The sequence below is a fragment of the Paraclostridium sp. genome (genome assembly GCF_051657365.1).
Lineage (GTDB): Bacteria > Bacillota > Clostridia > Peptostreptococcales > Peptostreptococcaceae > Paraclostridium.
The window spans coordinates 95,567-109,832 of sequence record NZ_JBOFKN010000033.1; the positions used below are offsets into that span (position 1 = coordinate 95,567).

At 32.0% G+C, this 14,266-nt stretch carries 13 protein-coding genes, 5 tRNA genes and 2 rRNA genes; all 20 read right to left on the reverse strand.

All coding sequences use genetic code 11. The features are described 5' to 3' along the window. Nucleotides 1–48 precede the first annotated feature (48 nt). On the reverse strand, nt 49–1,302 hold the full coding sequence (gene murA / locus ACRCYC_RS02700; protein WP_438617637.1) for a UDP-N-acetylglucosamine 1-carboxyvinyltransferase: 1,254 nt from the start codon (nt 1,300–1,302) through the stop codon (nt 49–51). 23 nt (nt 1,303–1,325) lie between these two features. After that, a complete protein-coding gene (locus ACRCYC_RS02705; RefSeq protein WP_438617638.1) occupies nt 1,326–2,072 on the reverse strand; it encodes a YwmB family TATA-box binding protein in 747 nt (248 codons plus the stop codon). 158 nt (nt 2,073–2,230) lie between these two features. Beyond that, nucleotides 2,231–4,057: a glutamine--fructose-6-phosphate transaminase (isomerizing) gene (gene glmS / locus ACRCYC_RS02710; protein ID WP_438617639.1), complete on the reverse strand. Its 1,827-nt coding sequence runs from the start codon at nt 4,055–4,057 to the stop codon at nt 2,231–2,233. A gap of 249 nt (nt 4,058–4,306) precedes the next feature. After that, the gene (gene glmM, locus ACRCYC_RS02715; RefSeq protein WP_438617640.1) at nt 4,307–5,653 is read right to left on the reverse strand and encodes a phosphoglucosamine mutase; all 1,347 of its coding nucleotides are present in this window, start codon (nt 5,651–5,653) and stop codon (nt 4,307–4,309) included. 182 nt (nt 5,654–5,835) lie between these two features. After that, a complete protein-coding gene (locus ACRCYC_RS02720) occupies nt 5,836–6,396 on the reverse strand; it encodes a 2-oxoacid:acceptor oxidoreductase family protein (protein WP_438617641.1) in 561 nt (186 codons plus the stop codon). Nucleotide 6,397: 1 nt separating this feature from the next. Next, nucleotides 6,398–7,150: a thiamine pyrophosphate-dependent enzyme gene (locus ACRCYC_RS02725; protein ID WP_438617642.1), complete on the reverse strand. Its 753-nt coding sequence runs from the start codon at nt 7,148–7,150 to the stop codon at nt 6,398–6,400. Then, nucleotides 7,150–8,232, reverse strand: a complete 1,083-nt coding sequence (locus ACRCYC_RS02730; protein ID WP_438617644.1) for a 3-methyl-2-oxobutanoate dehydrogenase subunit VorB — start codon at nt 8,230–8,232, stop codon at nt 7,150–7,152. Before ACRCYC_RS02730 ends, ACRCYC_RS02725 begins: the two co-directional genes overlap by 1 nt. A gap of 25 nt (nt 8,233–8,257) precedes the next feature. After that, a complete protein-coding gene (locus ACRCYC_RS02735) occupies nt 8,258–8,473 on the reverse strand; it encodes a 4Fe-4S binding protein (protein ID WP_438617645.1) in 216 nt (71 codons plus the stop codon). A gap of 45 nt (nt 8,474–8,518) precedes the next feature. Continuing rightward, nucleotides 8,519–9,196 carry an ATP-binding protein gene (locus ACRCYC_RS02740; protein WP_438617646.1) on the reverse strand — a complete coding sequence of 226 codons (678 nt, stop codon included), beginning with the start codon at nt 9,194–9,196 and terminating at the stop codon, nt 8,519–8,521. Nucleotides 9,197–9,208: 12 nt separating this feature from the next. After that, the gene (buk, locus tag ACRCYC_RS02745) at nt 9,209–10,312 is read right to left on the reverse strand and encodes a butyrate kinase (RefSeq protein WP_438617647.1); all 1,104 of its coding nucleotides are present in this window, start codon (nt 10,310–10,312) and stop codon (nt 9,209–9,211) included. Nucleotides 10,313–10,333: 21 nt separating this feature from the next. Further along, nucleotides 10,334–11,239, reverse strand: coding sequence for a phosphate butyryltransferase (gene ptb / locus ACRCYC_RS02750; RefSeq protein WP_438617648.1), 906 nt, complete (start codon nt 11,237–11,239; stop codon nt 10,334–10,336). A gap of 138 nt (nt 11,240–11,377) precedes the next feature. Further along, on the reverse strand, nt 11,378–12,568 hold the full coding sequence (locus tag ACRCYC_RS02755; protein WP_438617649.1) for a CdaR family protein: 1,191 nt from the start codon (nt 12,566–12,568) through the stop codon (nt 11,378–11,380). Continuing rightward, complete coding sequence (gene cdaA, locus ACRCYC_RS02760) at nt 12,565–13,413, reverse strand: diadenylate cyclase CdaA (RefSeq protein ID WP_438617650.1); 849 nt, start codon at nt 13,411–13,413, stop codon at nt 12,565–12,567. The genes ACRCYC_RS02755 and cdaA overlap by 4 nt, the downstream gene beginning before the upstream one ends. A gap of 143 nt (nt 13,414–13,556) precedes the next feature. Beyond that, nucleotides 13,557–13,633, reverse strand: a tRNA-Arg gene (locus ACRCYC_RS02765). 10 nt (nt 13,634–13,643) lie between these two features. Further along, nucleotides 13,644–13,718: transfer RNA gene (locus tag ACRCYC_RS02770), tRNA-Gly, on the reverse strand. A 9-nt stretch (nt 13,719–13,727) separates the two neighbouring features. Beyond that, nucleotides 13,728–13,804: transfer RNA gene (locus tag ACRCYC_RS02775), tRNA-Asp, on the reverse strand. An 8-nt stretch (nt 13,805–13,812) separates the two neighbouring features. Beyond that, nucleotides 13,813–13,888 (reverse strand) — tRNA-Val (locus tag ACRCYC_RS02780). A gap of 6 nt (nt 13,889–13,894) precedes the next feature. Next, a tRNA-Glu gene (locus tag ACRCYC_RS02785) sits at nt 13,895–13,969 on the reverse strand. A 5-nt stretch (nt 13,970–13,974) separates the two neighbouring features. Then, nucleotides 13,975–14,091: ribosomal RNA gene (gene rrf / locus ACRCYC_RS02790) — 5S ribosomal RNA — on the reverse strand. Between the two features lie 50 nt (nt 14,092–14,141). Next, a 23S ribosomal RNA gene (locus tag ACRCYC_RS02795) occupies nt 14,142–14,266 on the reverse strand; the annotation flags it as partial.

A 14,266-nucleotide genomic window follows, 5' to 3' on the forward strand; every position in this document is an offset into this window, starting at 1 on the left:
TCTAATCAATAAATTTTATGAACAACCCTTATAAATTATTACTATTTGTTAGTCTTCAATTATTTCTATATTTCCACCTAATGCTTGTATCTTTTTATCTATATCTACATATCCTCTTTGAATATGATATATATCTCCTACTTCTGTTTCACCTTCTGCTATAAGACCACATAATATTAACGCTGCACCCGCTCTTAAATCTGTAGCTTTAACTGTAGATCCATATAGTTTATCTACTCCTGTAACTATAGCACTTCTTCCCTCTATCTTTATGTTAGCTCCCATTCTATTAAATTCAGCTACATGCATAAATCTATTTTCAAATACAGTTTCAATAACAACTCCTGTACCATTAGCTATTGTAGCCATAGCCATAAATTGAGCTTGAACATCTGTAGGGAATCCTGGATGAGGTAAAGTTTTTATATCTATTGGCTTTAATACTTCTGGTCCTTTTACTCTTACTGCATTATCCATATCTATTATTTCACAACCAGCTTCTTTTAATTTAGCTACTACTGGCTTTAAATGCTCCATCATTACATTCTCTATAGTTATATCTCCTTTTGTCATAGCTGCTGCAACCATATATGTTGCTGCTTCTATTCTATCAGGTATAACATTATGCTCTGCACCTTTTAATGACTTAACACCTTTTATTCTTATTGTGTTAGTTCCTGCACCTTTAACATTAGCTCCCATTTCATTTAAGAAATTAGCTAAATCAACTATTTCTGGCTCTTCTGCTGCATTTTCTATTATAGTTGTTCCTTCTGCTAAAGCAGCTGCCATCATTATATTTTCTGTAGCTCCTACTGATGGGAAATCTAAGTATAACTTACTTCCTACTAATTTCTCAGCGTTAGCTTCTACAAATCCATGATCTATTATTACATTTGCTCCTAATGCCTTAAATCCTTTTAGATGTAAATCAATTGGTCTAGTTCCTATTGCACATCCTCCTGGCATAGATATTTTAGTATGGTTAAATCTAGCAAGTAATGGTCCCATTACCAAGAATGATGCTCTCATCTTTCTTACAAGCTCATATGGTGCCTCACAAGTTTTTATTTCACTTGCATCTACTGTTAATACACAATCCTTATATTCAACTTTAGCACCTAAATGTCTTAATAAGTCTGATATTACATGAACGTCCTTTAAATTTGGTACTCCGTTTAAAACAGATTTTCCATCTGCTAATAAAGTTGCTGCTATTATAGGTAATACTGCATTTTTCGCCCCATCTATTTTAACACTTCCCACAAGTGGATTACTCTTTTTTACTAAAATTTTTGCCATTTCCTTTTCTCCTCACACTAATATTAATAATCTAATTTGATAATAGGCGTAGCTATGTAAATCATAGTCTTCTCTTCATTCTCGCTATACCTAATTCCTATATTTAAATTTACCTTATTTCCCAAATATTCTAAGTAATCAGTTTTTATTTCTTTACTAAAAGCTGTAACTGATATAAAATTTTCATCTTCAACCCTATCTATTTCTTTAGCATTCATATTATATAATATTTTTTGTAAAATATCATCATATTTATATACTTGTAACTTTTTTTCAAATTCTCCAGCTATACATGTATATATATCAACCCTGTCACAATGGACATTTAAAGAGTTTTCTAGAACTGTATAAATATCCACTATATCTTTATATACTTTATTTCCTAATATGTCAACTATAATATATGACTCATTTTTACTTTTATTTGCAACAATTATAGATATATTTTTATCTTTTTCTTCTATTTGTGCATATATCTGGCTTTGAGATTTGCTTTTATTTTCTTTCCATTTCAATTCTGATTCTTCTAATCCTAAATTAGAAATAATATCCATACATATATTTTTCATTTCTTCTTTATTTAAAGATCTATCTAAATATCCATTAGCTTTTAAATTATAAAATTTAAATTCACTATTTATACTTTCAAAAGTGTTTATAATTTGATTATATCCATTATTTACTATATTATTTTTTGTCTCTGCATAACATACTACTATTCCTATTAAAAATACAAATACTAAACTCATTATAATTAATATTTTTTTCATTTCATATACCCCCTAAATTCTGTTAATCATACTTAAAATTATTAACAAAATTTAAAATGTTATACTGATTTTAGTATATGCAATGATAATTTTAGCTTCGTTAAAATAAGCCTATGTAACTAATCAACAGATTACATAGGCTTTTATTTTTTTATATACTATTCAACTGTAACTGATTTAGCTAAGTTTCTTGGTTTATCTACATCACAACCTCTTTCAACTGCAACATAGTAAGATAATAGTTGAAGTGGCAATACTGTTAATATACTTGATAATACATCCTCAACATTAGGTATATATATTACCTCATCAGCAGCTTTTTCAACTTCTTTATTTTTTTCTTGTGCAATAGCTATAACGTACGCGCCTCTAGCTTTAACTTCTTCCATATTAGAAACCATTTTTTCAAATAAAGCTTCTTGTGATGCTATTGCAATAACTGGAGTTCCTTTTTCTATTAAAGCTATTGTACCATGCTTTAATTCTCCTGCTGCAAAAGCTTCAGCATGTATATATGATATTTCTTTTATCTTTAAAGCACCTTCCATAGCTATGTTATAGTCTAATCCTCTACCTAAGTAGAAAGCACTGTGCTTTTCTTTTAATGTCTTAGCAACTTCTTTTATATGATCTTCTTGCTTTAAAGCTTCCTCAACCTTAGAAGGCATTTCTTTTAGCTTTTCTATCATTTCATAATAGTATTCCTTAGTTATAGTACCTTTCTTTATAGCAAAATCTAATGCTATCATATAGAATGATACTAATTGAGTTGTATATGCTTTTGTAGAAGCAACTGATATCTCAGGTCCTGCCCAAGTGTAAAATACATCATCAGATTCTCTAGCTATTGAAGACCCAACAACATTAGTCACAGATAATATTCTAGCTCCTCTTTCTTTAGCATATCTTAAAGATGCTAATGTATCAGCAGTTTCTCCAGATTGACTTACTAATATCAATAATGTCTTGTCATCTATAAATGGATCTCTATATCTAAATTCAGATGCTATATCAGTTATAACTGGTATCTTAGCAAATTTTTCTATAGCAAATTTACCTATAAGACCAGCATGATAAGCTGTTCCACATGCTACTATATAAACTCTATCTATATTGTCTAAATCTTCTTTAGTCATTTTTATGTCATCTAAATGAATTTCTCCATTTTCGTTTAATCTTCTTACTAATGTTTCTTTAACTCCATGAGGTTGCTCGTAAACTTCTTTTAACATAAAGTGTTCATATCCACCTTTAGACGCAGCTTCTACATCCCAAGTTATTTCATTTACTTCTTTTTCAACAACTTCTCTGTTTTCGTTTAATATAGTAACTTTATCACCTACTATATGAACAAACTCTCCATTTTCTAAGAAGTATACTTTTCTTGTATATTTTAATATTGCAGGTATATCTGATGCTATAAAGTTTTCACCTTCACCAAGACCTACTATTAAAGGACTGTCTTTTCTAACTGACACTAACTCTTGGTTATTGTCTTTGCATATAACGCCTAGTGCATATGCTCCTCTTAATCTTTGAGTTGCTTGGTATACTGCATCTAATAAGTTACCTTCATAATATTTATCAACTAAATGTGCAACTACTTCTGTATCTGTTTGAGATAAGAATTTTACACCTTCTGCTTGTAATTCTTCTTTTAATTCCATGTAGTTTTCTATTATTCCATTATGAACTACTGCTATTGTTCTATCCATATTGAAATGAGGATGCGAATTTACATCTGATGGTTCTCCATGTGTTGCCCATCTTGTATGTCCAATTCCTAATCCTCCATTTATAGGATTTTTTTGTAAATCTTCTGCTAAAACAGCTAATCTACCTTTGAATTTTCTTATTTCTAATTCATCTCCAGTATTTACTGCAACACCTGCAGAATCATAACCTCTATACTCAAGCTTCGAAAGTCCTTCTACTAAAACCTCCGTTGCCATTCTATTTCCTAAATATCCAACTATACCACACATATTTTGTGTCCTCCTAAAAATATTATTTTTTATATATTTTTAAGATTCAGGTCAGTTTACGTAAGTTTCATTTTGTGCACACAATTGCTCGTATGGTTTGTTAAAACTTTTCGATGGTAAACAACACCGCAGAGCCATCCGCCGATAATTCGATAAACTCTGACCTCGTCAACTTAGAGTTATACTCCTAAGTTCTGGCGCTTGTAAAGTAAACACTGAAATTTTATATCTCAGTATTTACTCTTCAAATTACGATAATTTCTCGTGTATTAAATTAGCTAAGTTTGTAGCTAATTCTTTTAATTGACCTTCATCTTTACCTTCTAACATAACTCTTACTAATGGTTCTGTTCCCGATGGTCTTATTAGTACTCTACCTGAACCGTCCATTATTTTTTCAATTCTCTCTATTTCAGCTTTTATCTCTGGTACTTCCATATATTTATTTTTATTTTCATTTTTTATTCTTGCATTAACTAATACTTGCGGATACGCCGTCATAACAGATGCAAGATTTGATAAAGTTTTTCCCTCTTCTTTAATTATTTGAGCAAGTACTAAAGAACTTAAAACTCCATCACCTGTAGTATTATAATCTAGGAATATCATGTGTCCTGATTGCTCTCCTCCTAAGTTATATCCACTATTTTTCATTTCTTCTAAAACATATCTATCTCCTACACCAGTAGTAGCTAGTTTTATATTATTTTCTTTAGCCGCTATAATTAATCCTATATTACTCATAACTGTAACAACCAAAGTATCTTTTGCTAATTTATTATGTTTCTTTAAGTAGATAGCTCCAAGTATCATTATATGGTCACCATCAACTATCTCACCTTTTTCATCTACAGCAATTAGTCTATCCGCATCTCCATCATATGCAAGACCTAAATCTGCATTATGCTTAACTACTGCTTCTTGTAAACTTTCTGGATGAGTTGATCCACACTTGTCATTTATATTATCTCCATCAGGAGTATTGTTTATAGCTATAACATTAGCTCCTAATTCTTCAAATACCATCGGCGCAACTTTATAAGCTGCTCCATTTGCACAATCTAGAACTACCTTTAATCCATTAAAATCTGCATTTGATATAGTTTTTAAGTAATCAACATAGTCTCTAACCGCATCATGCTTGTGTAATTTTTTCCCAACTCCACTTCCAGTTGGATGAACATCTACTTTATCTATATTATCTATATACTCTTCTATTTCTAATTCTATAGAATCGTCTAATTTATATCCATTTTCATTAAAGAATTTTATCCCATTGTATTCAACAGGGTTATGTGATGCTGATATAACCACTCCACAGTCAGCATTATAGTGCTTAGTTAAATAAGCCACTCCTGGAGTTGGTATAACTCCAACTGTTATTATATCGCATCCAACCGACATAAGTCCAGCTATAAGAGCAGATTCTAGCATATCTCCAGATACTCTAGTATCTTTTCCAACTACAACCTTAACTTTTTCTTTTCCTTTAGTTAAAACATAACCACCTGCTCTACCTAATTTATATGCAAGGTCACAGTTAAGTTCTGTATTAGCTATTCCTCTTACCCCGTCAGTTCCAAAATATTTTCTCATTTTTAAAAAAACTCCTTCCAACAATAAAGACTTAATAAAAAATATAATACATCTTTATATTATGTCCCATTAAGGTCTTTAGTTCATAATTGATATTGTAATATGTTTAACAAAAAAAGACAATAGTATTTACACTATTGTCTTTTTTATGTCATCAATTATATTTTTTTGACAAATCGTAATTATGCAAGCGCTTCTTGAGATTTTACAGCTTCAGCGCCTTTCATTAATGCTTCTTTATTTAATGGAACAAATTTTTCTTTACTTGGTCCGAAAACTTTTTTGAAAGCTTCTAATACTGAATCCACTTCCACACACTTATTTAATTCTAGGTATGCTCCTAACATTATCATATTAGCAACTCTTGGGTTCCCAAGTCCTGAAGCTATTTCATTAGCTTGTATGTAATAAGTTTCAACATCTGTTCTTTCTACTTTTTTCTTTATTAATGAACTGTTTACTAATATTTTACCACCAGCAACAACATCTTTTTCAAATTTATCAAGTGAAGGTAGATTCATTACTATTGCACAAGTCGCATCATCAGTTATAACTGGAGACCCTACTGGTATATCAGAAATTGTCACTGAACAGTTAGCTGTTCCTCCACGCATTTCTGGCCCATATGATGGCAGCCATGAAACTTCCTTTTCTTCAAGCATTCCTGCATAAGTAAGTAATTGCCCCATAGACATAACACCTTGACCACCAAATCCTGCACATATCACTCTTTCTGTAGTCATATTACTTCGCCTCCTCAACTTTAACATCTTTAATGTTTCCTATTGGATAATATGGAATCATATTATCTCTTAACCATTGTAATGAATTTTGAGCTGTTAATCCCCAGTTTGTAGGACAAGTAGATAATACCTCTACTATACCAAATCCAAGACCTGCTAATTGTACCTCAAATGCTTTCTTTATAGCTTTCTTAGCTTTTCTTACATTTGCTGGAGTATCAACAGAAACTCTTTCTACAAACACAGCTCTATCTAATGTTCCTAACATTTCTGCCATTTTTATTGGAGATCCTTGTAAATTGACATCTCTTCCATTTTGAGCTGTCGTAGCTTTTTGTCCTGGTAATGTAGTTGGAGCCATTTGTCCCCCAGTCATTCCATAAATAGCATTATTTACAAATATAGTTGTAAATCTTTCTCCTCTTGCAGCTGCATGAACTATTTCAGCAGTTCCTATAGATGCTAAATCTCCATCTCCTTGATATGTAAATACTACCTTATCAGGATGAACTCTCTTTATTCCTGTAGCAACTGCTGGAGCTCTACCATGAGATGCCTCTTGCATATCACAATTAAAGTAATCGTATGCTAAAACTGAACATCCAACAGGAGCAACTCCTATAGTATCTCCTAATACACCTAATTCATCTAATACTTCTGCAACTATTCTATGTATTATTCCGTGTGTACATCCTGGACAGTAATGAGTTTGTTTATCTGTTAATCCTTCTGTTTTTTTGAATACAACTGCCATTATCTAGCACCTCCCATAGCTACTTCTTGAGACTCTTCTACAACTTGTCTAGCTTTATCAGCTATTTCTGCTGGTGATGGTATCATACCACCTGTTCTTCCATAGAAGTGAACTGGTAATCTACCTTCTACTGCTAATCTAACATCTTCTACCATTTGACCCATACTCATTTCTACAGTTAATAAGTTCTTAGCTTCTGGTATTTGATTAAATGCTTCAAATGGGAATGGCCATAAAGTCTTAGGTCTTATAAGTCCTGCCTTTATACCTTCTTTTCTTAATTCTTCTATTGTATTTTTAACGATTCTTGAAGTAGTTCCGTATGCAACGAATACTATTTCAGCATCTTCTGTTTTATACATTTCACATGCAGTTTCATTTTTTTCTATTTCTTTATATTTAGCTTCTAATCTTATACAATGATCTTCTAATGCTTGTGGGTCTAGATATAAAGAATTTATTATATTTGGCTTTCTTTCCATCTTAGTTCCAACACTAGCCCAAGTTTTAGATTCTAAATCTCTCTTTTTAGGCTCATTAAATTGCACAGGTTCCATCATTTGACCTATCATACCGTCTCCAACTACCATAACTGGCGTTCTATAGTAATCAGCAACTTCGAAAGCTTCCATAACCATGTCAACTGCTTCTTGTACAGTTGCTGGAGCATATACTGGAGTTCTATAATCTCCATTACCTCCACCTCTTGTTGACATAAAATAATCAGCTTGAGATGGCTGTATACCTCCAAGACCTGGTCCACCTCTCATTATGTTAACTATAACACATGGAAGTTCTGCTCCTGCTATATAAGTTATTCCTTCTTGCTTTAATGCTATTCCAGGAGAAGAAGATGAAGTCATAACTCTAGCCCCTGCACCAGCAGCTCCATAAACCATATTTATAGCAGATACTTCTGATTCTGCTTGAACAAATACTCCTTCGTTCTTTGGTAGTTCTTTAGACATATATTCTGGTAACTCGTTTTGTGGTGTTATTGGATAACCAAAGAAATACTTACAACCAGCTTCCATAGCGGCTTTTCCTATTGCTTCATTACCCTTCATAAGTATCTTAGCCATTTTAATTCCCCCTTATAGTTTATATTTAGTCTCTCTCTACTGTTATAACTGCATCTGGACACATAGTTGCACAATTTGCGCATCCTATACATTTATCTACTTCTAAAACAGTAGCTGGATTGTATCCTTTTTTGTTTATTGTAGACTTGTCTATTTCTACAATTTTAACTGGACATGCATCAACACAAAGTGCACACCCTTTACAAAAGTCTTGGTCAAAAGTTACTTTTCCCTTAGCCATATTAATTTAGCCTCCCTTGAAATGTGTATATTATAAACCTCTTATTTACATCCAAATTTCTCTCATATATAGATTTATTGGGAATACTTCACCCTCTATATTATTTGGAAGTTGAGGTATCAAGCTTTCTAAGCACGTAACATATCTTATAGGTATGTTCGTTAATTTTGAAACTTCTTTTACCACTGCTTGTCCTTTAATAATGTCATCTATTGTAGTTTCTCTAACTAAATGTGTATTATTTATAAGCCCTGTTATTTTAAGATTAGATGTTTTTTCTATAGATCTAATATGTTCTATAACTTCTTGTGCAGTTTGGGTCTTTTCTCTATTTGCATTAACTACACAAAACATATCGTAGTCACCTTTTTCTATTAAGTGACTAAATCTTCCTAAAACTCTAGCACCTACATCATCTCCACCTACATCCACTACATAGTTATATGACTTATCACTTATAGGTCCCGTAACTTGTGCAGATACAGCTGGTAAATCTAATGTTGTCGCTTGAATTGAGCTATCTATCGGTAATATACCTTTTGATTGTAGAAAATCTCTTTTTTCCCTCGTTCTAAAGTAAACGTTTACCACATCAAGATCAGATATAGCAACTTTAGTATCAACAAGGTCTTTAAGTTTTGTTACATAATTCATGGAAAACTCACTTTTCCCACTACCATAGTGACCTGTAATGATTCTAATCCTCTTGTCATTTATTATCATATAATCACCTTTTTATAATGTATTAGCTATAGCTAGCTCTCTTCCATAAACCTTGGCATTTTCTTCTTTATTTAAAACTCTAAGTCCACCTTGAGCTAAAGCTATCATTTCATCTTCACCTGGGTAAACCTTTGCCTCAGCTACAAATTTAACTTTATCTATTATCATACTTGTAAACATTTTAGAATATGCTATACCCCCAGTTAGTAAAATTGCATCTACTTCTCCATGTAAAACCGCTGAACAAGCTCCTATTTCCTTAGCAACTTGATAAGCCATAGCTTCATATACTAACTTAGCTTTTTCATTGCCTTCTTCTATCATAGCCTCAACTTCTCTACCATCATTAGTATTTAAATATGCTACTAGTCCACCATTACCTTTTATTCTTTTCTTTATATCGTCATGAGAATATTCTCCACTGAAACACATTTTTACTAAATCTCCAACAGGAAGTCCTCCACTTCTCTCAGGTGAGAATGGTCCTTCTCCATCTAGAGCATTAGCAACATCAATTACAGAACCCTTTAAATGAGCTCCTACTGATATTCCCCCACCCATATGAGCTACTATAAAATTACAGTCCTCATATTTTTTGTTTAAATCTTTAGCGGCTCTTCTAGCTGTAGCTTTTTGATTTAACGCATGGAATATACTTTTTCTATCTATTTCAGGTATTCCTGATATTCTAGCTACATCATTTAATTCATCGACTACAACAGGATCTACTATGTAAGAAGGTATCCCTACACTATCACCTATCTCTTTTGCTATTAATCCACCTAAATTAGATGCATGTTCTCCTAATACTCCAACCTTTAAATCTTCAATCATTTCATTATCTACACTATATGTTCCACCTGTTATTGGCTTTAAAAGCCCGCCTCTACCTACTACAGCATCTAAGTCTGATACTTTTATACCACCTTCTACTACAGCATCTTCTATTACTTTTTTTCTGAATTCAAATTGATCTGATATTTTTTCGTATTTTCCTATTTCTTCTGAAGTGTGTCTTAGTGTTTTCTCAAATAATAATTCTTCATTATCAAAAACAGCTATTTTAGTTGACGTTGATCCCGGATTTATCGTTAATATTTTAAATACCTTATCCATATTAAGCCCCCTGTATATTTTCTATTTAACTTTTGCTGCCATTAAAACTCCCAATGCTATAGAATTTAACTTAGTTTCTTCACTGTCAGCTCTAGATGTCAATATTATAGGAGCTTTAGCTCCAACTATAACCCCAGCATTTTTACTTTCAGCGAAAAATACTAATGATTTATATAATATATTTCCAGCTTCTATATCTGGTGCTAATAATATATCTGCTTTTCCTGCTATTGGATGATCCATACCTTTATGTTTTGCAGCGGCCTCTGATACCGCATTATCTAAAGCAAAAGGACCTCCTACTAAACATCCTTTTATTTCCCCATTTTTACACATATCTTCTAAATCCTTAGCATCTACTGTATCTTGCATTTTAGGATTTACTTTTTCTTTTGCACAAATAACAGCAACTTTAGGTTCTTTTATATCTAATGCATGCGCTACTACACACGCATTTTCTATTATTTGCTTTTTACCTTTAAGGTCTGGAGCTAAATTCATAGCCGCATCAGTTATAAAGAACAATCTATCATATCCCTTTACATCAAATACAGCAACATGACTTAGTATGTTTCCAGTTCTTAAACCCACTTCTTTGTCTAAAACTGACTTTAATATTATTGATGTATCTACTAAACCTTTCATTACCATATCTGCTTTACCTTCAGATACTAAACTAACTGCTTTTAAAGACGCTTGAGCTAAATCTTTTTCATCTACCAACTCATAACTGTCTAAATCTATATTTAATTCACTTGCTATATATTTTGTTTTTTCAATATCCCCAACTAATATAGCATTAGCTATTCCTTCTTTCCTTGCCATATCAACAGCTATTAAAACTTCTTTATCTTGCGAGCATGCTACTGATATAGTTTTAGGACCTCTTTGCTTAGCGTACTTAATTACATCATTAAAACTTCTCAATACATCACCTCATTTTATATATAATGTATACATGAAATTGTTTTCCTTCACAGTTTTATCATATATCTAAAATAAAAAAGATGCAACAAAAATTATTTATTTAACTTAGTAATTTTTGTTGCATCTTGTTATATTGCTTTATATATCTACTATTTCAGGTTCTATCTTTATTTCTTTAAAATCATATTTACTTTTACATTTTATAATGTATTTACCTTCACCCTGAGAATTATCATTCATATCTATATAAAGTTCTATGTCAGACTTACTTATATCAGGAGTTTCACCTGAATGTATAACACTAACTTTTATATTTTCAGGAACTTTACTAAAATCTATGTCTTTATCCTTATCATTTTCTTTTGTTATAATGTTTATCTCTGATTTTGGTACTAAAAATTCATTTGTTATATTTTTATCCAAGTTTACCTTCACAATTGAAATATTATCATTAACTTTTATTCCTTTAGGTATATCTAACTTAACTTCAATGCTTCCTGTACTTTTTAAGTCCTCTACCTTTATAGGTTGAGTATTTATACTTTGAATTGAATCTAACTCTTCTTTCTTTCCTTCTATGCTTACTTCATTGGGAGATATTTTATAATTTTTTAAATTCTCTTCAACACCTGTATTGCCCTCTAATTTTAAATTTACAGGTACAACCTTTTGTTGTAGAAACTTCACATTGGCTACTATAAAATCTTCATCCAACTTAACTCCTGTTACTTCATTTCCAAGTTTATCTACAGGTACTAATTTAAGTTTAGTAGAAAAATCTTTTTCTTTTTCTGAAACATCTAGTATAGCCTTTACAGACGTTACTTTATTTACCACACTTCTAGGTCCTCTAATATTTACTGTTTCCTTATTTTTTTGTATATTATCTATATTTGTTTTTGATTTACCTTCTACCTCAACCTCTATACTTCTTTTTTCAGTAACTACTTTTTCTAGGTCAACAGTTATGACACTAGGCTTTATATCATATTTATTAACACGCTCTGGTAAATTAGCTTGCAGATAAATCGCATTTTTACCTTCTTTTGGATCATCCAATCGTCCATATATATATATATTATCTTTGTTTATAGGTCTAAGACTAGATAAATTACCTTTAATTGATATATCTGCAAATAACTCTTCTTTAGGATATATAGCTAATCCTCTATCTTCTAACATACTCATATTCGTTATAGTTATCGGGATATCCCCAAAATTTCTAGTTTCTACAGGATCTTCTACTGTCATTACATATAACCATAAAACTAATGCACTCAGTAAAGATATCATCTTGATTTTAGTATTATTTTTTAATTTATTTATCATCTAAATATACCACCTTTGAAAAAACCTTTTTCTTGATTTTGATTACTAGATTTTAAGTTACTACGTAATATATTAGTTAATCTTTCTTTTGTCATATTTCTATATAATTTTCCTGATTTAGCAATAGATACTCCTCCAGTTTCTTCAGATACTATTAAAGATAAGCAATCTGAAATCTCACTTACACCAATAGCAGCTCTATGTCTTGTCCCTAAATCTTTACTTAAATCCTTACTCTCTGTAAGAGGTAAAAAACATGCTGCAGCTTTAACTTTTCCATCCCTTATTACTACTGCTCCATCATGTAAAGGAGTATTTGGAATAAATATATTTATTAAAAGCTGTCTTGATATATCTCCATCAATTATAGTTCCTGTATTTATAACTTCTCCTATCTTAGTATCTCTTTCCATTATTATAAGAGCCCCTATTTTTTGTCTAGATAAAGAATATAAACACTCAACAATTTCTTCTATATCTTTATTTAGCATATCTTCAGATAAATTATAACTATTCTTACCTAAAAAAGTAAATTTGGTTCTCCCTATATATTCAAGTCCTGATCTAAGCTCTGGCTGGAAAATTATAAGTACAGCAAGTAAACCTACTGTTAAAGTATTTTCTAACATCCAATACAAGGTATGTAAATTAAATATTTCACTAACTTTCGTTGCTACTAATAGAAATAGCATTCCTTTTAAAACCTGTTCTGCTCTTGTATCTTTTATAAAAGTATATATTTTATAAAAGATATATGTAACTATGGCTATATCTACCATATCTGCTATACTTATATTTCTAGCTAAACTAATAAAACCTTGCCAAAAAGAATCTATATTAAACACAGTTTCGTCCTCCTGTTTATAATACTCAAAGTATTTACAATATGTATTATACTATATTAATCCAGCTATATTCAATTTATATATAAAATAGTTTTATAATATAAAAAAAAGAGCTTCACTAATGTGAAACTCTTTTAAATAATTGGTGAGCGCACAGGGATTCGAACCCCGGACACACGCCTTAGAAGGGCGTTGCTCTATCCAGCTGAGCTATGCACCCACGATAATAGTGGAGCGGGAAACGAGATTCGAACTCGCGACTTCAACCTTGGCAAGGTTGCGCTCTACCACTGAACTATTCCCGCATATTAAATTGGCGACCTGGAAGGGACTCGAACCCTCGACCTCCAGCGTGACAGGCTGGCATTCTAACCAACTGAACTACCAGGCCGCATTATTTGGTGGGATTAACAGGGCTCGAACCTGTGACCCCCTGCTTGTAAGGCAGGTGCTCTCCCAGCTGAGCTATAATCCCAAATGCTGGTGACCCATAGGGGAATCGAACCCCTGTTACCGCCGTGAAAGGGCGGTGTCTTGACCGCTTGACCAATGGGCCTTATCACCTAGCTACGTCCTACTCTCCCAGGCAGCTTCCCACCAAGTACCATCGGCGCTAAAGAGCTTAACTTCTGTGTTCGGAATGGGAACAGGTGTATCCTCTTTGCTATAATAACTAGATTAGAGTTAATACTCTAAAAACTGCATATCATTTATCAGATTAAATAATCTTGGTCAAGTCCTCGACCTATTAGTATCGATAAGCTACATACATTGCTGCACTTACACCTTCGACCTATCAACCACGTAGTCTTCGTGGGGTCTTACCCTTACGGTGGGAAATCTTATCTTGAAG